This window comes from Tardiphaga sp. 172_B4_N1_3 (genome assembly GCF_052076035.1).
GTDB lineage: Bacteria > Pseudomonadota > Alphaproteobacteria > Rhizobiales > Xanthobacteraceae > Tardiphaga > Tardiphaga robiniae.
This window is the reverse complement of the sequence record NZ_CP197238.1, coordinates 4,694,463-4,713,625: the sequence shown is the minus strand read 5'-3', so window position 1 is coordinate 4,713,625 and position 19,163 is coordinate 4,694,463. Positions and strand designations below refer to the sequence as shown.

The 19,163-nt window shown below is 61.7% G+C and carries 20 protein-coding genes; 16 read left to right on the top strand and 4 right to left on the bottom strand.

Going from position 1 to position 19,163, the window contains the following annotated elements:
• Entirely contained in the window at window positions 1-1,365 is a 1,365-nt protein-coding gene (locus AB7783_RS22280) for an MmgE/PrpD family protein (protein WP_439074221.1), read from the bottom strand.
• Between the two features lie 129 nt (window positions 1,366-1,494).
• Here AB7783_RS22280 and AB7783_RS22275 point away from each other — a divergent pair, with 129 nt between their 5' ends.
• A complete protein-coding gene (locus tag AB7783_RS22275) occupies window positions 1,495-2,634 on the top strand; it encodes an FUSC family protein (RefSeq protein WP_089263364.1) in 1,140 nt (379 codons plus the stop codon).
• Here the strand turns inward: AB7783_RS22275 and AB7783_RS22270 are convergent.
• Window positions 2,618-3,160 (bottom strand): hypothetical protein, encoded by a 543-nt coding sequence (locus tag AB7783_RS22270; protein ID WP_441278825.1) that lies wholly within the window; start codon window positions 3,158-3,160, stop codon window positions 2,618-2,620. The two genes, AB7783_RS22275 and AB7783_RS22270, sit on opposite strands and share 17 nt — an antisense overlap.
• A gap of 7 nt (window positions 3,161-3,167) precedes the next feature.
• Window positions 3,168-3,641, bottom strand: a complete 474-nt coding sequence (locus AB7783_RS22265; RefSeq protein ID WP_089263368.1) for a DUF2867 domain-containing protein — start codon at window positions 3,639-3,641, stop codon at window positions 3,168-3,170.
• A gap of 158 nt (window positions 3,642-3,799) precedes the next feature.
• Between AB7783_RS22265 and AB7783_RS22260 the strand changes: the two genes are divergently transcribed.
• The 10 genes from AB7783_RS22260 to ccoS all read left to right on the top strand — a co-directional run bounded on the left by AB7783_RS22260 (window position 3,800) and on the right by ccoS (window position 12,445).
• Window positions 3,800-4,759: a tripartite tricarboxylate transporter substrate-binding protein gene (locus AB7783_RS22260; RefSeq protein ID WP_441278824.1), complete on the top strand. Its 960-nt coding sequence runs from the start codon at window positions 3,800-3,802 to the stop codon at window positions 4,757-4,759.
• 93 nt (window positions 4,760-4,852) lie between these two features.
• Complete coding sequence (locus AB7783_RS22255; RefSeq protein WP_068729987.1) at window positions 4,853-5,227, top strand: nuclear transport factor 2 family protein; 375 nt, start codon at window positions 4,853-4,855, stop codon at window positions 5,225-5,227.
• Between the two features lie 240 nt (window positions 5,228-5,467).
• A complete protein-coding gene (gene ccoN / locus AB7783_RS22250; RefSeq protein ID WP_441278823.1) occupies window positions 5,468-7,126 on the top strand; it encodes a cytochrome-c oxidase, cbb3-type subunit I in 1,659 nt (552 codons plus the stop codon).
• A gap of 2 nt (window positions 7,127-7,128) precedes the next feature.
• The gene (gene ccoO, locus AB7783_RS22245) at window positions 7,129-7,869 is read left to right on the top strand and encodes a cytochrome-c oxidase, cbb3-type subunit II (protein WP_170849621.1); all 741 of its coding nucleotides are present in this window, start codon (window positions 7,129-7,131) and stop codon (window positions 7,867-7,869) included.
• A gap of 2 nt (window positions 7,870-7,871) precedes the next feature.
• Window positions 7,872-8,057, top strand: a complete 186-nt coding sequence (locus AB7783_RS22240) for a cbb3-type cytochrome oxidase subunit 3 (protein ID WP_439065348.1) — start codon at window positions 7,872-7,874, stop codon at window positions 8,055-8,057.
• Window positions 8,048-8,929, top strand: a complete 882-nt coding sequence (ccoP, locus tag AB7783_RS22235) for a cytochrome-c oxidase, cbb3-type subunit III (protein WP_441278822.1) — start codon at window positions 8,048-8,050, stop codon at window positions 8,927-8,929. The genes AB7783_RS22240 and ccoP overlap by 10 nt, the downstream gene beginning before the upstream one ends.
• On the top strand, window positions 8,926-9,141 hold the full coding sequence (locus AB7783_RS22230) for a hypothetical protein (protein ID WP_441278821.1): 216 nt from the start codon (window positions 8,926-8,928) through the stop codon (window positions 9,139-9,141). The genes ccoP and AB7783_RS22230 overlap by 4 nt, the downstream gene beginning before the upstream one ends.
• Before the next feature lie 16 nt (window positions 9,142-9,157).
• Entirely contained in the window at window positions 9,158-9,958 is an 801-nt protein-coding gene (locus AB7783_RS22225; protein WP_439065345.1) for a DUF2189 domain-containing protein, read from the top strand.
• A 70-nt stretch (window positions 9,959-10,028) separates the two neighbouring features.
• Window positions 10,029-12,293 carry a cation-translocating P-type ATPase gene (locus AB7783_RS22220; RefSeq protein WP_441278820.1) on the top strand — a complete coding sequence of 755 codons (2,265 nt, stop codon included), beginning with the start codon at window positions 10,029-10,031 and terminating at the stop codon, window positions 12,291-12,293.
• A complete protein-coding gene (gene ccoS, locus AB7783_RS22215) occupies window positions 12,290-12,445 on the top strand; it encodes a cbb3-type cytochrome oxidase assembly protein CcoS (protein ID WP_089263381.1) in 156 nt (51 codons plus the stop codon). The genes AB7783_RS22220 and ccoS overlap by 4 nt, the downstream gene beginning before the upstream one ends.
• A 101-nt stretch (window positions 12,446-12,546) precedes the next feature.
• Here ccoS and AB7783_RS22210 read toward each other — a convergent pair whose 3' ends face one another.
• On the bottom strand, window positions 12,547-13,881 hold the full coding sequence (locus tag AB7783_RS22210) for an MFS transporter (RefSeq protein ID WP_089263383.1): 1,335 nt from the start codon (window positions 13,879-13,881) through the stop codon (window positions 12,547-12,549).
• Between the two features lie 177 nt (window positions 13,882-14,058).
• On the opposite strand from AB7783_RS22210, the gene cyoA reads away from it, so the two are divergent.
• The 5 genes from cyoA to AB7783_RS22185 are packed head-to-tail and all read left to right on the top strand — an operon-like array spanning window position 14,059 to window position 19,100.
• The gene (gene cyoA, locus AB7783_RS22205; protein ID WP_170849649.1) at window positions 14,059-15,225 is read left to right on the top strand and encodes a ubiquinol oxidase subunit II; all 1,167 of its coding nucleotides are present in this window, start codon (window positions 14,059-14,061) and stop codon (window positions 15,223-15,225) included.
• Window positions 15,226-15,239: 14 nt separating this feature from the next.
• A complete protein-coding gene (gene cyoB, locus AB7783_RS22200; protein WP_439060134.1) occupies window positions 15,240-17,264 on the top strand; it encodes a cytochrome o ubiquinol oxidase subunit I in 2,025 nt (674 codons plus the stop codon).
• Window positions 17,261-17,893: a cytochrome o ubiquinol oxidase subunit III gene (cyoC, locus tag AB7783_RS22195; RefSeq protein WP_089263389.1), complete on the top strand. Its 633-nt coding sequence runs from the start codon at window positions 17,261-17,263 to the stop codon at window positions 17,891-17,893. The genes cyoB and cyoC overlap by 4 nt, the downstream gene beginning before the upstream one ends.
• A complete protein-coding gene (gene cyoD / locus AB7783_RS22190) occupies window positions 17,890-18,279 on the top strand; it encodes a cytochrome o ubiquinol oxidase subunit IV (protein ID WP_093757703.1) in 390 nt (129 codons plus the stop codon). The genes cyoC and cyoD overlap by 4 nt, the downstream gene beginning before the upstream one ends.
• Entirely contained in the window at window positions 18,279-19,100 is an 822-nt protein-coding gene (locus AB7783_RS22185; RefSeq protein ID WP_441278819.1) for an SURF1 family protein, read from the top strand. Before cyoD ends, AB7783_RS22185 begins: the two co-directional genes overlap by 1 nt.
• Window positions 19,101-19,163: the final 63 nt, after the last annotated feature.

Below are 19,163 nucleotides of genomic sequence, written 5' to 3'. Positions count from 1 at the left end.
TTAGCGTCCCATCGCCGTCGCCGTTGCCACGCGGTCGAAAGTCTCGAGCGAGAGGATCGCATCCGCAAATTTCTCGGCGCGATTATTCAGCACGGGGCGCGCGAGCTGCAGGAACTTCTGCTGCATGGCGGCGGCATCGGGAAACGATGTCGGCTCGCCCGATGGATCGGCATAGATGCGCTCATGCACGCCATCCTCGGTGGTGATGCTGACGCGGGCGCCGAACGGATGGCGCTTGCCTTCGAGGCGTTCGTCCTGAACCACGTCGAAGCGGTCGGCCAGCGTGTTGATCGCGCTGTCGCCGAGGCGCTTGTAGTCGTCCCAGCCGAAGCTGCCCTGGTCGAGCGCGAGCGCGCCGGTGAAGAACATCGAGAACTGGCCGCCAACGATGGAGGTCGGATGGCGCTTGGTGGCGGCGTCGCCGGTCAGCGTGATGCCGTTGCGATGCAATCCAATCTCGACGCGCTTGACCTGCTCGGGCGTCAGATTGTGCTCGCGCCGCATCGCCACCAATGCGTCGATGGCCGCATGCGTATAGCGGCAGCTCGGATAGGGCTTGATACCGATCTTCATGGTCTCATAGACCGAACCGAGATCGGCCACGGCCTTCTCCGGATGCGCATTGTCACTGTAACCGACCAGGAGGCCATGCTTGCCCTCGACGGATTCGGTCGCGCCGATGAATTCGTTGCGCGCCAAGGTCGCGGCGATCACGCCGTTCATGGCGGCCGCGCCGACCTGATAGCGCTTGTTCCAGGCGCCGTTGACGAGGAATTGCAGCGAACCCGCCGCCTGGCTGCCCGACACGCCGAAGGCCGAGATGAGCTGATCCTTCGATAGCCCGAACAATTTTCCGGCTGCAGCGGCAGCGCCGTAGGTGCCGGCGGTGGCAGTGGGGTGGAAGCCCTTGGCATAATGCGAGGTCGGATCGAGCGCGTTGCCCAGCCGGCAGCAGACTTCATAGCCGGCGACGATGGCTGTCAGCACCGCTCTGCCGGATGCGCCGACCATTTCGCCGACGGCAAAGGCGGCGGGTACCACGGGAGCGCTGGGATGCAGCGAGGAATCAGCATGGGTATCGTCGAAATCGAGCGAGTGGCCGAGCGCGCCGTTGAGCAGGGCGGCCACGGCCGGTGTCCAGGTCTTGCTGTCGCCGAACACGGTGGATTCGCCCTTGCCGTCCAGCGACAGGGCCTCCAGCATCTTCAGCAGTGAGGGGGTAGATTCGGCCTCGCTGCGGGCACGGATGGTGCTGCCGAGATAATCGAGGGTGAGGACCTTGGCGCGTTCCAGCACGTCCTGCGGAATGTCGTCGAATTTCAGGTCCGCGACATAAGCGGCAAGCGTTGCGGTCTCATTGGCCATTGTGTTTCCTCACTCTTGTTGAAATAGCCTTAGGCGGACCAAATCGGCGTTTCAAGCGGCCATGGCGACGCGTGGATCAGCCATGCTGAAACTGGTTCGTCAAAATCCGTTTCAGGGATCAATTCTGACATGTCCGCATCGAAGCGAATTCTCGGCTTCCTGAAACGGGTGGTTGCCTTCTTCCGGGCGCGAAAGGTCGAACTCGGCCTCGGCGTCCGGGTGACCACGGCGGCGCTTGCTGCGCTGATCATAGCCCTGACCGTCGGGCTGAAACTGCCGCTGTGGGCTGTGCTGACGGCGATCATTGTCACCCAGATGAGTGTCGGGCGGTCGCTGAAGGCAACACGTGATTATCTGGTCGGCACGATCGGCGGCGCCATCTATGGCGGCGCGGTTGCGATCCTGATCCCGCATTCCAATGAAGGTGCGCTGCTCGCGGTGCTTGTGCTCTCCGTGGCGCCACTGGCCTTCATCGCGGCGATCAATCCGAGCCTCAATGTCGCGACCGTGACGGCCATCATCGTGCTGCTGCTGCCGATGATGAACCACAACACGCCGCTGGAATCCGCCATCGATCGTGTGCTCGAAGTCACGGTCGGTGCCGTCACAGGTCTTCTGGTGTCGTTCCTGGTGCTGCCGTCGCGGGCGCATAGCCAAGTCCGGGCCAGTTCGGCGGAAGCGCTCGATCTGATCGCAACGGCGTTGACCGAACTGCTGGCCTCATTGACGCGCGGGCGCGACAATGAGGCACTGCACCGGTTGCAGGACGGCATCGGCCATGCGCTCACCAATCTGAATGCGATCGGAGCCGAAGCCGAACGGGAGCGTGCCGCGCATTTGTCCCGCGGACCCGATACAGGTCCCTTGCTGCGTACGACGCTGCGGCTGCGGCATGACCTGGTCATGATCGGGCGGTCCACGGTGGTGCCGTTGCCATCCGCGTTGCAGGTCAGGCTGGCGGGTCCGCTGTCGCGGGTCAGCGATGCGATGACGACGTTTCTGCATTCGACCGCCGTAGCACTGCGCAGCGGCACCGGCGCGCCGGCGATCTGGCCGGTGCAGACCGCACTACAGGCTTATGCAGGAGAGGTCGGTGCGCTTCGGCAAGAGGGGCTAACGCGCGGATTACCCGGCGATGTGGCTGAGCGCTTCTTTGCGATCGGCTTTTCGCTGGAACAAATGCGACAGAATTTGAAGGATCTCGAACGTTGCGTCGCCGAATGGGCCGAGACGGATCCGGTGAGCAAGGAGCCTACTGACGCGACTTGAGCAATGCCAAGGCGTGGAGCTGCAGCTTTTCCGGGTCGCGCTCCCCGCGCGATGCTTCATCGAGAATACTGCTCGAGAGCAACTGCACGGCGTCCGATGAAATCCGCAGCGGCAATTCATCGAGGCAGCAATCCAGCGCTGTGGACATCGCAGCGACCGTCTCCGGGCCGAACGACTGGTTTCGTTGGTCGTCAGCTTGGGGCGCCAGATCCGGAGATGCGACGTCACGAATGCGGGCGGAAAGCCGCGCCGCCTCGGCGAGTACGCGGAGGTAAATCAATCCGGCCTCGCTGAGCGCCTTTTCATCGATCTGTCCTGACCGCGCCACGGCGACAATCCGCGCGGCAAGGCGGCGGCGGTTCTCGGGCGTGTCCGCGGACTCGCCTTCATGCGTCACAAAGGGCTGCCAAGCGGCGTCAAACGCGTGCGCCAGCGTGACTTTCAGCTCCTCGTTCTGCGGATCAATCTCTGTAAATGGCATATGGGCTAACGGGCTGCGATGACCCAGGTTCCCCACGGCTGCCACGGCAAATTCAGCGCGTGACCTGCCGCAGCATGGAACGGACCACCATTCGGTGAAACGGCTTGATGACCGTCAGGTAGATGCGTCCGAGCCAGTTATGCATCAGCACGACGGTCGTTGCCGTAACGCGCTGGCCGGTACCGTCCGCTGCGACATCGACCACGACGCGAAAATCGAGATGATTGTCATTGAAGCCCGCGATCAGACGCTGCGGCGTCTCGCTGAGCACAGGGAAAAAGCCGACCTTGTCGACATTGGCGTGACGCGCGGATTGCGCCGTCTTCAGCCCGAAGGGCGCAACGATCAGATCCCGCAGCCGCATCAAGGCGTCCACCCAGGGCGGAGAATGGCTGAGCATGCGGGTGGCGGCGTCGCGGGCGGTCAGGTCCGTCGTCTCGGTCGTGATACTGAAGGCGTCGGCGAATTGTGCGCCGGTCAGCAGGCTCTTGGTATCGATCGTTGGGTGAACCATGGAGATGGTCATAGGACCTCCGTAGACGTCAAGGAACGGCGCCGCACGCCGTCGGTTACGCCGCTCTGCAGCATAACATGTCTTTGCATCCGGCGCCGGATACTCCCTAAGATCACGGAAAAATCAGGCAAAGATCTACTTAGACAAGACCTGGTCAGGGAGGATTTGGGATGGCTTGGTTCAGGCTTGCTCCGCTCTGTCTGGTGCTGATCGCGCCGCTGTGTGCATCCGCGCAGGATTATCCCACCCGTCCCATCACGCTCGTTGTGCCATTCGCTGCCGGCGGCAGTTCCGATGTCAACGCACGGCTGATTGCCGAACAGATGAGCCGGCATCTCGGTCAGCCCATCGTGATCGAAAATATCGGCGGTGCGGGCGGGGCCGTGGCGCTGGCTCGCGTCGCGCAGGCCCCGCCTGACGGCTACACCATCGTGCAGGGCAATAGCGGCACCAATACTGCGGTCTACCTGTTCACGCCCGATGTGAAATTCGCGCCGTCGGATTTTGCAGGCATCGGCATGTTCAACAAGAGTTCGGCTATGGTTGCCATCCGGCGCAATTTTCCGGCGGAGAATCTCGCGCAATTCCTCGTCCACGCGAAGCAGAACCCCGGCAAGCTGAATATCGGCCACTCCGGTGTGGGCTCGCAGAACTATCTGTTCTGCAAGGCTTTCGTTCAGGCCGCGGGCATCGATGTCACGCTGGTCGGCTATCGCGGCGGCGGTCCGGCCCTGAATGATCTGATAGGTGGGCAGATCGATGGCATCTGCGATTCCTCGGCCTCTGTGACGCCGGCCATCCAGAGCGGCCTCATTCGCGCGATTGCGCTGGCATCCAGAACGCGCTTGCCGCATCTGCCTGACGTTCCGACCGCCAGCGAGGCCGGGTTGCCGCAATTTGAAATATCCGGCTGGTATGCGCTGTTCGCGCCGAAGGGCACGCCTGCGCCGATCATAGCGAAGCTCAATGCCGCGATGCGCGCTGCCGTTGCCAATCCCGATTATCAGAAACGCCTCGATGATCTCGGCTCGATGCCCGCCGCAGATGCCGAAATGGCGCCGGCCTACCTCGCGGCCTTCGTGCCGCAGGAGATCGAACGTTTTCGAAAGATGCTGGGCGACAGCAAGTGATCTAAGGCCGGATCACCTATGCAACGGTATAGTATGGCCGTCATCGCTTTCGTGTTATAAGAATTTCAGTGCGGCTGTCGGTGGGGGAATAACTTGGCTTACGATCGTTCGACCGTTGAAGCGGTGATCCAGCATTATTTCGACGGCCTCTACGAGGCTGATGCCGACAAGCTTGGCGCAATCTTTCATCCGACCGCGGACCTGCGCTGGGTCGAAAATGGCGAGCTGAAAGTGCTGACCATGCCGGACTGGATGGCCATGGTTCGTACGCGGACCTCGGGCAAGGTCGATGGCAAGACCCGCGATGACCTCATTGTCACCATTGATCGCTCCGACGACAAGACGGCCTTCATCAAGGTGCGTTGCCAGCTGCCGCCGCGTTACTTCACCGATTACCTGATCGCGATGAAGCTGGCCGATGGCTGGCAGATCGTCTCGAAATCCTATCGCTACGACGTGAAGGACTAACAGGCGCAGGCATCCTGTCTGCGCCTGTAGAAGAGACGCGCAGGTTCGGTTGCGCGACATTGGTTGTAAGTATCAAAAATTGCGATTGATCCCGGTCGGAATCCGTTCGCGGGCTTGACCTAAGTCAATCGCTGTGGCGGCGGAGTGAGCTAGTCGTGATGGTGTGAAGATGCTCTGTGCCGATCGGGCGCTGCGCGTCCTGCCTGACGAGCCGCCGCGAGACGAGCTGGGGATGACCGGATGATCGCGCAATTGACCAAATCGGAGCGGCAGCTCGCGCTCGTCATCCTGCTGGCTCTCACGATTTGCGGCCTCGCGATGGCGATCGCCGGCCGCCAGGACCCGCTCGGCGTCCATGGTGCGATTGTCATGCTGGCGGGGATCGCCGGCATCTTCGGTGTCATTTATGTCTATTACGAGCCAGAGCCGGACGAGGCCCGGCTCGCGCTGTATTACGATGACCCTACCAAATTGGCGATCATTCTGGCGATGATCTGGGCCGTCATCGGCATGTTCATCGGCGACTGGGTTGCCTGGCAGCTGGTGTTTCCCAATCTGACGTTCGATGCCGGCTGGTCGAGCTTCGGCCGCATCCGCCCCGCGCATACCAGCGCAGTCATCTTCGGCTTCGGCGGCAATGGGCTGATTGGCACCTCGCTCTATGTGCTGCAGCGGACTTCGCGCGCGCGGTTGCCCGATCAGATCAGCCCGTGGTTCGTGTTGCTCGGCTACAATCTGTTCTGCGTGCTCGCCGCCACCGGCTACTTCATGGGCGTCACCCAGTCGAAGGAATATGCCGAGCCGGAATGGTGTGCCGACCTCCTGCTGGAAATCGTCTGGATCGTCTATTTCGTCATCTATATGCGGACGCTGGCGCGGCGGAAGGAGCCGCATATCTACGTCGCCAATTGGTACTACATGGCCTTCATCCTGGTGGTGGCGATCCTGCATACCGTCAATAATCTTGCGATGCCGGTCTCGTTCGGTCACGCCAAGAGCTATTCGGCCTTTTCCGGCGTGCAGGATGCGATGACCCAATGGTGGTACGGCCACAACGCCGTCGCCTTCTTTCTCACCTCCGGCTTCCTCGGCATGATGTATTACTATCTGCCGGTGCGGGCGGGACGGCCGATCTATTCCTACCGGATGTCGATCATCTCGTTCTGGGGCATCACCTTCATGTATATGTGGGTGGGCTCCCATCACCTGCATTACACAGCGCTGCCGCAATGGGTCCAGACGCTCGGCATGACTTTCTCGCTGATGCTGCTGATTCCGTCCTGGGGCTCCGCCGGCAATGCCCTGCTGACGCTGAACGGCGCCTGGTACAAGGTGCGCGACGATGCGACGCTGCGTTTCATGATGGTGGCTGCGGTGTTCTACGGCCTCACCACGTTCGAGGGATCGTTCATGGCGATCCGCTCGGTGAACTCGCTGTCGCATTACACCGACTGGACCGTGGGTCATGTCCATGCCGGCGCGCTCGGCTGGGTGGCCATGATCACCTTCGGTTCGATCTATGCGTCGGTGCCGTGGCTGTGGAAGCGCGAGCGGATGTATTCGCCCGCGCTTGTCGAATGGCACTTCTGGCTCGCTGTCGCCGGCCTCTTCACATACGTCTTCGCGATGTGGAATTCAGGTATCATCCAGGGCTTGATGTGGCGCACCTATAACAGCAGCGGCACGCTGTCTTATTCCTTTATCGAGACAGTGATCGCGATGAAGCCCTATTACGTTGCGCGCGCGGTCGGCGGGTTCTTCTTCTTCGCTGGTGCGGTGATCGGTCTCTACAACATCGTCATGACCATCCGCACTGCTGGTCAGCCGGCCGATGAACGCGCCGCAGATCGTCCGGTGGCACGGCCCGCTGGCGTGCCTGCGCTGCAGCCGGGAGAATAGCGATGGGTTTGTTCGGCCTGCACTACAAGCTCGAACGCAAGACGATGAGTCTTGCCATCGGTATCATCATTGCCGCCAGCATCGGCGGCCTCATCGAGATCGTGCCGCTGTTCACGATCCATCAGACCGTGGAAGATGCGCCGGACATGCGCGTCTACACGCCGCTCGAGATCGCCGGCCGCAACATCTATATCCGTGAAGGTTGCTATGCCTGCCATTCGCAGATGATCCGCACATTGCGCGACGAGGTTGAGCGCTACGGACCATATTCGCTCGCGGTCGAATCCAAATACGATCACCCGATGCTGTGGGGCTCGAAGCGTACCGGACCGGATATCGCGCGCCTCGGCGGCAAGTATTCCGACGAATGGCATGTCAAGCATCTGATCAATCCGCGCGACGTGGTGCCGGAATCCGTGATGCCGCCTTATGCCTATCTCACGCGCGCCAAGGCGCGGATCGACGATCTCGGCCTGCATCTGACCGCACTGCGCAAGGTCGGCGTGCCCTATACGGACGAGATGATCGCCAACGCATCCAACGATGCCTATGGCCAGACCTCGCCCGATACGCCCTTCGCCGAAGGCGTCACCAAGCGCTATGGCGAGGCGACCAATGTGCGCGCCTTCGATGGCCAGCCCGGCGAGCCCACCGAGATGGATGCGCTGGTCGCTTACTTGCAGATCTTGGGCAAGCTGACTGATGCGGCCCACAAGGCTAAAACGGCTGCGGCGGGAGAGTGACGATGGAGCACGAGGCCACTGTCTGGTTCGCGAAGTCCTTCGGGCTGTTCTATCTGATCGCCATGTCGATCGGCGTGGTGGTCTATGCATATTGGCCGAAGAACAAAAAGTCGTTCGACTCTGCGGCGCAGTCGATCCTCGATCCTTCCGTTGAGGACAAGCCATACGAGGCGAAGCGATGGCAGTAGAGGAACGCGATCCCGTCTCCGGCTATCTCACCACCGGTCACGAATGGAATGGCATCAAGGAACTGAACACGCCGGTGCCGCGTGCGGTGGTCTTCTTTCTCTGGGCGACCTTTCTCTATTCGGTCGTGTACTGGATCCTGATGCCGGCCTGGCCGATCGGCGTGACCTATACCAAGGGCCTGCTCGGGATCGACCAGCGCAACGTCGTGGCCGAGCAGATCAAGGACGCGGCCTCGGACCGCGCCAAGTGGAGCAAGCTGATTGAGACCGAAAGCTTCGAAGCTATCCAGGCCGATCCGAAGTTGATGAAGATCGTGCGGCAGACCGGCGCGACTTTGTTCGGCGATAATTGCGCTACCTGTCATGGCCGCACCGCCGAGGGCGGCAACGGCTTTCCAACGCTGGTGTCGCAGGCCTTCCTGTGGGGCGGCACGCCCGATGCGATCGCCGAGACGATCCGCGTTGGCATCAATTCGCCGCACAAGGACTCGCGGACCTCGCAGATGCCGGCCTTCGGCCGCGACGGGATGCTGAAGCGCGAGCAGATCGACGATGTCGTCGACTATGTCCGCAGCCTGTCGAATCCCGCGGTGGCCAAGGCGATCGCGCCCGCGAAACTCGCCAGCGGCAAGGCGGTGTTCACCGACAATTGCGTCGCCTGCCACGGCGAGAACGCGACCGGCAATATCGAACTCGGTGCGCCGAACCTGCGCGACAATTTCTGGATCTATAGCGGCGACGCCCAGTCGGTCTTCACGACTGTCTGGGGGGGCCGGCAAGGTCACATGCCGAGCTGGGATTCCCGGCTGTCGGCGCTCGATCGCAAGATTCTCGCGCTCTATCTCGTCAATCTCAGGGCTGCCGGACCATGAGCGCAGCAACGATGAAGCACGTCAACGCGAAGGTCTGGGTCTGGATGGCGATTGCTGCCGGTCTGCTTCTGGTGCTGATGGCCAATGCGCACATGGTCTATGTAGCGTTCTCGTCGCAGCCCGACTGTATCGATCACGTCAAGCGCGGTGCCAGTGTCGCGGAAGCTGGCAAATTCAGTGCGGCGTCCTCGTCATGCACACCGCGTCATTGAGATTGCGAGGTCGAAGATGACTCTTCCAGCCGTTGCTCCTCCGCTACCACCCTCGGTGTCGTGGAATCGCCATGTCGCGCCATCCGTCGCCTTTGACTGGCTCAAAGCCGGCTGGCGCGATCTGACAATTATCCCGTCGGTGAGCCTCAGCTATGGCGTGCTGGTTTTTGCGGTCTCGGTCGTCCTGGTCGGCGGGTTGTTCGCCTTCGGCTGGGACTACATCCTGTTTCCGGCCTTTGCCGGCTTCATGGTGGTCGGGCCGGTGCTCGCCATCGGACTCTATGAGAAGAGTCGCCGGATCGCCGCCCATGAGCGTGTCTCGCTGTTGCAGATGATTCTCGTCCGGCCGAAGTCGGGCGGGCAGCTGCTGTTCGCGGGCCTTTTGTTGTGCTCGCTGATGCTGGTCTGGATCCGCGCCGCGGTGATCATCTACGCGTTGTTTTTCGGCATGAACCCGTTTCCCGGCCTCGATGGCGTCGCTTCCATGCTGTTCACCACACCCGTCGGCTGGGCGATGCTGATCGCCGGCACTGCGGTCGGCGGCATCTTTGCGGCATTCTCCTTTGCGATCAGCGTGTTCGCCATTCCCATGCTGCTCAACGAACGCGTCGATGCGCTCACCGCCATGGGCACCAGCATGGGGATGGTCTGGGCCAATCTGCCGGTCATGCTGACCTGGGCGGGAATCGCGCTGGCTTTGTTCTTGATCAATGTCATGACCGGCCTGCTCGGTATGATCGTCGTGTTTCCCGTGCTCGGTCACGGGACATGGCACGCCTATGTGGCGATGAAGCCGGGTGTCGAGGTGACTGGCTAAAGCATGATCCGGAAAAGCGGGAACCGGTTTTCCGAAAGGATCATGTGTAAAGTGAGAAACGAGGTCTCCGATGAGTTGCTGTGGCTCAGGAGCAGAATTGGCCATACTGGCGGCGCCGGATCCGCGCGAAGTCCTGCTGGTCAGCCGTACCATTGCCGGCGGTTTGAGGCAGACCGATCTCTCGGTGCCGGACGTTCATTGCGGCGCCTGTATTCGCACGGTCGAACAGGCGCTCGGTGCGCTTGACGGCGTGACATGGGCACGCGTCAATCTTTCTACGAAGCGCGTCACCATCAAATGGCGCGCCGATGCCGCACCGCCGCCTTTCATCGAAACGCTGCGCAATGTCGGCTATGAAGCGCATCTGTTCGAAGTCGATGGCGATGCCACGGATACGACGCTGTCAGAACTGATCCGTGCGCTCGCGGTATCGGGCTTTGCGGCCAGCAATATCATGCTGCTGTCGGTCTCGGTGTGGTCCGGCGCCGAGCCTGCGACGCGCGATCTGTTCCACGGCATCTCTGCGCTGATCGCGCTGCCGACGCTGATCTATTCCGGCCGCGTGTTCTTTCGCTCGGCCTGGCAGGCGCTGCGTCACGGTCGCACCAATATGGATGTGCCAATCTCGCTCGGCGTGTTGCTGGCTTTCGGCATGAGCCTGTACGAAACCGCGATCCATGGGCCGCATGCTTATTTCGATGCCTCCGTGACACTGCTGTTCTTTCTACTGATCGGCCGCACCCTCGATCACATGATGCGCGAGCGCGCACGCGTTGCTGTGAAGGGGCTCGCGCGTCTGGCGGCGCGGGGCGCGTTGGTTCTGCAGAGTGACGGTGCGCAGACCTATCTGCCGGTCGGCGAAATCACGCCGGGTATGACCATCATGCTCGCTGCCGGCGAGCGCGTGCCGGTCGATTCGCAGGTCACCAAAGGTTTGTCCGAGCTCGATGTTTCGCTGGTCACCGGCGAGAGCGTGCCGCAGCCGGCACTGCCGGGGTCGATACTGCGCGCCGGCACATTGAATCTGACGGGACCGCTGACGATTGCTGCGATGGCCTCTGCCAACGAGTCGTTCCTCGCCGAGATGCTGCGGATGATGGAAGCCGCGGAGCAGGGCCGGTCGGTCTATCGCCGGATCGCCGATCGTGCGGCCGGGCTTTATGCGCCGGTGGTGCATCTCACCGCAGCTATCACACTCGTCGGCTGGCTCATCGTGTCCGGCGACGTACATCGCGCGATCACCATCGCGGTGGCGGTGCTGATCATCACCTGTCCCTGCGCGCTTGGCCTCGCGGTGCCGATGGTGCAGGTGGTTGCTGCGCGGCGGCTGTTTGAGAGCGGCATCATGATCAAGGACGGCGGCGCGCTGGAGCGCCTCGCCGAGGTCGATACTGTGGTGTTCGACAAAACGGGTACGCTGACGCTCGGCAATCCCCGTGTCGTCAATGCGGACACTATCGCGCCCGCAACGCTGGCGCTGGCCAGCGCGGTCGCCGCATATTCGCGGCATCCTTATTCGCGCGCGCTTGCTGCAGCCGTTCCGACGGCGCAGAGGCCGATTGCGCTCGATGATGTTTCCGAACATCCGGGCTGCGGCATGGAAGCGCATCTCGGCGGCAGCGTGCTGCGCCTCGGGCGGCCGGAATGGGCCCTCACTGATACCAGCGGCATGGATCTCGATGGCTCTTCCGTCGTGTTGTCGCGCGATGGGCGATGCGTGGCGGATTTCCGCTTCGAGGATCGGTTGCGTGCGGGCGCGGCTGAAACGGTCTTCGCGTTGAAGCGCGATGGGCTCGCTGTCGAAGTCGTCTCGGGCGATCGCGAGACGCCGGTGCGGACACTCGCTGCAGGCATGGGCGTGCCATATTTCGCCGGCGTGCTGCCGGGCGGCAAGGCAGCGCATGTGGTGGAGCTGGCGGCTTCAGGCAAGAAGGTGCTCATGGTTGGCGACGGTCTCAATGACACGCCGGCGCTGATGGCCGCGCATGCGTCGATGGCTCCGGCATCGGCCGCCGATGTCGGGCGCAACGCCGCAGATCTCGTCTTCCTGCGCGAGGATCTGTCGGCCGTGTCTCAGGCAATCGCGGTCTCGCGCGAGGCAGGGCATCTCGTGCGGCAGAATCTCGCGCTGGCAGTCGGCTACAATCTCATTGCGGTGCCGATCGCGATCATGGGCCATGTCACGCCGCTGGTTGCGGCGATCGCGATGTCCGGTTCGTCCATCGTGGTTGTCGCCAATGCGCTGCGGCTGCGTGGCCGCGGCAAGTCCGACAAGTCTCAGGACGCGAGCGCATCAACGCCGCGAATGGCGGTCAGAATGGAGCCGGCGGAATGACAGACTATTTCTATCTGATTCCGATCGCCATCGGGCTTGGCCTGTGCGGCCTCGCGGCGTTCCTGTGGTCGCTGAAATCAGGCCAGTATGACGATCTGCAGGGCGCCGCCGAACGCATCCTGCATCAGGATGATGTGCCACTGTCGCATTAGCGAAGTAGATGCCGGTTCGCGTCAGGGAAACGAGTCAAAACAAAAAGAAAGAGCCCCGGTTCTGCTCAGAACCGGGGCTCTTTCTTTAGCGGCAGTGTTGCTTACGGCTGGATCGCCGAGGCGTCGCGGCTGGCGAACTGCCGGTTGATCGAGATCGCAAGCAGGGTCACGACCGCGCCCGACAGCAGATACACGCCCGACGAGGACAGGCCGAAGCGGCTCGACATCACCAGCGCCACGAATGGTGCGAAGCCGGCGCCGAACAGCCAGGCAAGGTCGGTGGTGAGCGCCGAACCGGTGTAGCGGAAGCGCTTCGAGAAGCTCGATGCGACCGAGCCCGAAGATTGACCGAGCGACAGGCCGAGCAGGATGAAGCCGGTCACCATGAAGGCGAGTTCGCCGACGATGCCGCCGTCCAGCATCTGCGGTGCGAAGCCGCTGAACACGGCGATGGCAATCGCCGAACCGGTCAGCAGCGTGCGGCGGCCGACCTTGTCGGCGACATAGCCTGACACGATCATGGCGATGATGCCGAACACGGCGCCGATACATTCGACGATCAGGAAGCGGCCGGGTGCTTCGCGGGTGAACAGGAACACCCATGAGAGCGGGAATACTGTGACCATGTGGAACAGTGCGAAGCTCGCCAGCGGTGCGAAGGCGCCGATCACCACGGTGCGGCCCTGCTGGGCAATCGTCTCGGTGATCGAGGACGGCTCGAGTTCGCGGGCTTCGAACAGTTCGGTGTAGCCCGGCGTCACCACCATGCGCAGGCGCGCGAACAGGGCGACGACGTTGATGGCGAAAGCAACGAAGAACGGATAGCGCCAGCCCCAGTCGAGAAAGTCGTCAGCGGACAGCGTGTCGACGAAGAAGGCGAACAGCGCGCTCGCCACCAGAAGGCCGATCGGCGCGCCGAGCTGCGGGATCATGGCGTACCAGCCCTTCTTGCCTTCCGGCGCATTCAGCGCCAGCAGCGAAGCAAGGCCGTCCCAGGTGCCGCCCCAGGAAATGCCCTGGCCGATACGCGCAGCAGCCAGTAGCCAGGCCGATGCGACGCCGATGGATTCGTGACCGGGCAGGAAGGCGATGGCGACGGTGGCCACGCCTAGCAGGAACAGCGCGATAGTCAGTTTGGCGCCTTTGCCCTGGCTGCGATCGATGGCCGTGAAGATCATCGTGCCGATCGGGCGGGCGATGAATGCCAGCGAAAAGATCGCAAAGGAATAGAGAGTGCCGGTCAGAGGATCGAGATAGGGGAAGACGAGCTTCGGAAACACCAGCACCGAAGCGATCGCATAGACGAAGAAGTCAAAGAACTCGGAGGTCCGGCCGATGATGACGCCAATGGCGATCTCGCCCGGGTTAACCGCTCCGTGGCCATCCGCGTGCAGAAGGCGTGCGTCCCGTTCGATCGTCGATGACGTCTGCGCCATTTTTTCTATCCGTCGGTGGTGTGTTGAAGGTCATGCAATCGACGCCCAAAGGGCGACGCGAAGTTGACGATTTGTCGCGAACCGCGTCTTCGGACCATTGGACAAATTGTCCAATGTTGCCCTGCAGCAAATACGCCTAACCGTGCGCGCGACGGACATTATTGAATGGGTAACACCTTGAGCCGCCTACGGATACTTCTTTTGCTGCCCTTGGTTGCCTTGCTGGGCGGATGCAATTTCGTCGTGATGAATCCTGCGGGTGACATCGCAGTGCAGCAACGCGATCTCGTGGTCATTTCCACGGTGTTGATGCTGCTGATCATCGTGCCGGTGATGGCTCTGATCGTGTTCTTCGCCTGGAAGTACCGGCAGTCGAATGCCGACGCGAAATACGAGCCGGACTGGGATCACTCGACCCATCTCGAGCTCGTCATCTGGTCGATGCCCCTCCTCATCATCATCTGTCTCGGCGCCGTGACCTGGTCCAGCACGCATCTGCTAGACCCGTATCGTCGGCTCGACCGGATTGCGCCCGGCAATGCTGCGAGCCTTCTTGAGCCGCTGCAGGTCGAAGTCGTCGCGCTCGACTGGAAGTGGCTGTTCTTCTACCCGGAATACGGCATTGCTACGGTCAATGAACTGGCCGCGCCGGTCGATCGTCCGGTGCGCTTCAAGATCACTGCTTCGTCGGTGATGAACTCTTTCTATATCCCCGCGCTCGCCGGCCAGATCTACGCGATGCCCGGTATGGAAACCAAGCTGCACGCGGTCATCAACAAGGCTGGCGTTTATGACGGTTTCTCGGCGAACTATAGCGGCGCCGGCTTCTCCGGCATGCGCTTCAAGTTCCATGGCGTCGATCAGGCCGGCTTTGATGCCTGGATCGCCAAGGCCAAGGCGAGCAATGAGACGCTGAGCCGCGAGGCCTATCTGGATCTCGAAAAGCCCAGCGAGAATGTGCCGGTGCGTCTCTACAAGGAAGTCGCGCCTGACCTCTACAAGGCGATCCTCAACATGTGCGCCCAGCCCGGCAAGATGTGCATGAGTGAAATGATGGCGATGGATGCGAAGGGGGGCCTCGGCCTCGCCAGCGCCCGCAACATCCTGCCGCTGAAATACAATATTTCGATGCTTGACGGCTCCAGCTCGACCAAGAACTATGTCGCCAGCGTCTGCACCCTCGCCGAGGCCGCACGCGAAGCAGCCGATCACCGCTCGACGACGACTCCACTCGACCCGACGCCGGTCACCGGTGCTGGTCTCGCGCGCCCGGGTGCCGCCCCCGCGCCATTCAATTTCACGCCTGCGCCGCCGCCTGCCGAGCGGCGCGCTTCCAACACCTGATCGGGTCGATCTAAATGTCTGATACAGCCGCACTGGCAAATACCGGGCTTGCGAAGTTCATCTTCGGCCGCCTGACGCTTGAGTCGTTTCCATATCATGAGCCGATTCTGGTCGCGACTTTCGCGATGGTCGCGCTCGGCGGCATCGTGCTGCTCGGCGCGCTGACCTATTTCAAGCTGTGGGGCTATCTCTGGAAGGAGTGGTTCACCAGCGTGGACCACAAGAAGATCGGCATCATGTATATGGTGCTGGGCATCGTCATGCTGCTGCGCGGTTTCGCCGACGCGATCATGATGCGCGCCCAGCAAGCCATGGCCTTCAACGGCTCCGAAGGTTTCTTGCCCGCCCATCACTACGATCAGGTGTTCACGGCGCATGGCGTGATCATGATCTTCTTCGTCGCGATGCCGCTGGTCACCGGCCTGATGAACTACATCGTGCCGCTGCAGATCGGTGCGCGCGACGTGTCGTTCCCGTTCCTGAACAATTTCAGCTTCTGGATGACCACCGGTGGCGCCATCCTTGTCATGATGTCGCTGTTCGTCGGTGAATTCGCCAAGACCGGTTGGCTGGCTTATCCGCCGTTGTCGAATCTCGGTTACAGTCCGGATGTCGGCGTCGACTATTATATCTGGGCGCTGCAGGTCGCCGGTGTCGGCACGACGCTATCGGGCATCAATCTGATCGCGACCATCGTGAAGATGCGTGCGCCCGGCATGACCATGATGAAGATGCCGATCTTCACCTGGACCTCGCTCTGCACCAACGTCCTGATCGTCGCGTCCTTCCCGATCCTGACCGCCGTGCTCGCGCTGCTCTCGCTGGATCGTTACGTCGGGACCAACTTCTTCACGAACGATCTCGGCGGCAACCCGATGATGTATGTGAACCTGATCTGGATCTGGGGCCATCCGGAGGTTTACATCCTGATCCTGCCGCTGTTCGGCGTGTTCTCGGAAGTGACCTCGACCTTCTCGGGCAAGAAGCTGTTTGGCTACACCTCGATGGTCTACGCCACGCTGGTCATCACGATCTTGTCCTATCTGGTCTGGTTGCATCACTTCTTCACCATGGGCTCGGGCGCCAGCGTGAATTCCTTCTTCGGCATCACGACGATGATCATCTCGATCCCGACGGGCGCGAAGATATTCAACTGGCTGTTCACAATGTATCGCGGCCGCATCCGGTTCGAACTGCCGATGATGTGGACGATTGCCTTCATGCTGACCTTCGTGATCGGCGGCATGACCGGCGTTCTGCTCGCAGTACCGCCGGCCGACTTCGTCCTGCATAACAGCCTGTTCCTGATCGCTCACTTCCACAACGTGATCATCGGTGGCGTGGTGTTCGGCATCTTCGCTGCCATCAACTTCTGGTTCCCGAAGGCCTTCGGCTTCAAGCTCGATCAGTTCTGGGGCAAAGTCTCGTTCTGGGGCTGGGTCCTCGGCTTTTACTTCGCCTTCATGCCGCTCTATGTGCTTGGTCTGATGGGCGTCACCCGCCGCCTGCGCACCTTCGACGATCCGTCGCTGCAGATTTGGTTCGTCATCGCCGCCTTCGGTGCGGTTCTGATCGCGATCGGCATCGGTGCTTTCCTCGTCCAGATCGCCGTCAGCATCTGGAATCGCGAGAAGCTGCGCGATACCACGGGCGATCCCTGGAACGGGCGCACGCTGGAATGGGCAACGTCGTCGCCGCCGCCGGATTACAACTTCGCTTTCACCCCGGTCATTCACGACAATGACTCGTGGTGGGACATGAAGCGCCGCGGTTATACGCGCCCGCTGGAGGGCTTCAGGCCGATCCATATGCCGAAGAACACCGGCACCGGCGTGATCCTCTCGATCTTGGCCACGGCGATGGGCTTCGCCCTGATCTGGTACATGTGGTGGCTCGCGGCCCTGAGCTTCGTTGCCATCGTCGGCGTCGCGATCTTCCATACCTTCAACTACAACCGTGACTTCCACATTCCGTTGGAGGACGTCATCCGTACCGAAGGCGAGCGTACGAAACTTCTCGCAGTGCAGGCCGCGTCATGAACGTACCGACCCAAACGATAAACGGCACTGAAGTGCCGGTCTTCTACGTCGTCGATGAACACGATCATCCGGCCGGTTCCAGCACCATGCTGGGCTTCTGGCTCTACCTGATGAGCGATTGCCTCATTTTCGCGATGCTGTTTGCTACCTTCGGCGTGCTCGGCGGTAGCTATGCCGCGGGGCCGGGGCCGAAGGATTTGTTCGACCTCAAGCTCGTCGCGCTCAATACCGCGATGCTGCTGTTCTCGTCGATCACCTACGGCTTCGCGATGCTGGAAATGATGAAGGGCAGAGTGAAGTCGACCCAAATGTGGCTCGGCATCACCGGCCTGTTCGGCCTCGCGTTCCTCTGCATCGAACTCTATGAGTTCCATCACATGATCCACGAAGGTGCTGGCCCCTGGCGGAGCGCCTTCCTGTCGTCCTTCTTCACGCTGGTAGGCACCCACGGCCTGCACGTCACCTTCGGCATCATCTGGCTGGTGACGCTGATGGTGCAGGTTGCCCGTTTCGGCCTGATCGAGGCGAACCAGCGGCGGTTGATGTGCCTGAGCATGTTCTGGCATTTCCTCGACGTCGTCTGGATCGGCGTCTTCACCTTTGTTTATCTGCTGGGAGTGCTGCGATGAGCGCCGATGCACATGCCGCGCACGGACATGGTCACGATGACCACGGCCACGATGACGGCCGCGACCATGGTTCGTTCAAGTCGTATATGACTGGCTTCGTCCTCTCGGTCATCCTTACCGCCATTCCATTCTGGCTGGTGATGACGGGCGCGATCGAGAACAAGAACTGGACCATCGCGATCGTCGTTGCGTTCGCTGTGGTGCAGATCGTGGTTCACATGGTCTACTTCCTGCACATGAACACGACGTCGGATGCCGGCTGGACCATGATGGCGCTGATCTTCACGATCATCATCGTCGTGATTGCGCTGAGCGGTTCGCTCTGGGTGATGTACCACCTCAACGTCAACATGATGCCGGTTCACGACATGAGGAATATGCCCTGATGGCCACGGCGCGCGCCAACGACGGGATCGTCGTAGGCCGCCCGGCCAGACAGGAGTCGTCTGAATCGAAAATGGAATCCGGGCGGTCGCCACGTAGCGCGACAACCCTCATGGTGCTGGGCCTGCTGGCACTGCTCGGTATCGCGGGATTGACCGCGCTGGGCATCTGGCAGGTCGAACGCCGCGCCTGGAAACTGGATCTGATCGCACGTGTCGATCAGCGCAGCCACGCCGCGCCCGAAGCTGCACCCGGGCCTGCGGCGTGGCCTGCGATCAATCGCAATGACGATGAATATCGTCGCGTCAGCGTCACCGGGCGGTTTGTGCCGGGCGCCGATACTCTGGTGCAGGCTGTCTCGGATCTCGGCGCCGGTTTCTGGGTGCTGACGCCGCTGCGCACCGAGGCCGGATACGCTGTGCTGGTGAATCGGGGCTTCGTCAGCCCGGACGAGCGCAAAGCCGGCGCATTCGCGGCGCCCGCGACGTCGGTGTTGGTGACGGGCCTGTTGCGCGTCACCGAACCGAAGGGCGGGTTCCTGCGCTCAAATGATCCCGCTGCCCAGCGCTGGTATTCCCGCGACGTCGAAGCGATTGCCGCCAGCCAGACGCTCGGCGCCGTCGCCCCCTATTTCATCGATTCCAATGCCGCGCTGGACGCACCGGGTCAGCCCCATGGTGGCCTGACCGTGATCGCCTTCCCGAACAACCACGTGGTCTATGCCATCACCTGGTTCGGCCTCGGTTTGATGCTGGCCGGCGGTGCCCTGTTCGTCGCTCGCGACGAGTGGCGGATTCGGAAAAAATCACTACCTCGCGTATGACGTCTTGGATGATGCGCCGGTCCGATTGAGGCTGGCCGATCAAGCTGACGGGGCGAGATGCCG

What these genes read in the sequence shown, in the direction of transcription:
- AB7783_RS22220 (WP_441278820.1), top strand. Translation starts at nt 10,029, where the DNA reads ATGAGTTGCTGTGGCTCAGGAGCAGAATTGGCCATACTGGCGGCGCCG.
- AB7783_RS22265 (WP_089263368.1), bottom strand. Translation starts at nt 3,641, where the DNA reads ATGACCATCTCCATGGTTCACCCAACGATCGATACCAAGAGCCTGCTG.
- cyoB (WP_439060134.1), top strand. Translation starts at nt 15,240, where the DNA reads ATGTCTGATACAGCCGCACTGGCAAATACCGGGCTTGCGAAGTTCATC.
- ccoS (WP_089263381.1), top strand. Translation starts at nt 12,290, where the DNA reads ATGACAGACTATTTCTATCTGATTCCGATCGCCATCGGGCTTGGCCTG.
- AB7783_RS22225 (WP_439065345.1), top strand. Translation starts at nt 9,158, where the DNA reads ATGACTCTTCCAGCCGTTGCTCCTCCGCTACCACCCTCGGTGTCGTGG.
- ccoN (WP_441278823.1), top strand. Translation starts at nt 5,468, where the DNA reads ATGATCGCGCAATTGACCAAATCGGAGCGGCAGCTCGCGCTCGTCATC.
- AB7783_RS22275 (WP_089263364.1), top strand. Translation starts at nt 1,495, where the DNA reads ATGTCCGCATCGAAGCGAATTCTCGGCTTCCTGAAACGGGTGGTTGCC.
- AB7783_RS22230 (WP_441278821.1), top strand. Translation starts at nt 8,926, where the DNA reads ATGAGCGCAGCAACGATGAAGCACGTCAACGCGAAGGTCTGGGTCTGG.
- AB7783_RS22240 (WP_439065348.1), top strand. Translation starts at nt 7,872, where the DNA reads ATGGAGCACGAGGCCACTGTCTGGTTCGCGAAGTCCTTCGGGCTGTTC.
- ccoP (WP_441278822.1), top strand. Translation starts at nt 8,048, where the DNA reads ATGGCAGTAGAGGAACGCGATCCCGTCTCCGGCTATCTCACCACCGGT.
- AB7783_RS22280 (WP_439074221.1), bottom strand. Translation starts at nt 1,365, where the DNA reads ATGGCCAATGAGACCGCAACGCTTGCCGCTTATGTCGCGGACCTGAAA.
- ccoO (WP_170849621.1), top strand. Translation starts at nt 7,129, where the DNA reads ATGGGTTTGTTCGGCCTGCACTACAAGCTCGAACGCAAGACGATGAGT.
- cyoC (WP_089263389.1), top strand. Translation starts at nt 17,261, where the DNA reads ATGAACGTACCGACCCAAACGATAAACGGCACTGAAGTGCCGGTCTTC.
- AB7783_RS22185 (WP_441278819.1), top strand. Translation starts at nt 18,279, where the DNA reads ATGGCCACGGCGCGCGCCAACGACGGGATCGTCGTAGGCCGCCCGGCC.
- cyoD (WP_093757703.1), top strand. Translation starts at nt 17,890, where the DNA reads ATGAGCGCCGATGCACATGCCGCGCACGGACATGGTCACGATGACCAC.
- AB7783_RS22260 (WP_441278824.1), top strand. Translation starts at nt 3,800, where the DNA reads ATGGCTTGGTTCAGGCTTGCTCCGCTCTGTCTGGTGCTGATCGCGCCG.
- AB7783_RS22210 (WP_089263383.1), bottom strand. Translation starts at nt 13,881, where the DNA reads ATGGCGCAGACGTCATCGACGATCGAACGGGACGCACGCCTTCTGCAC.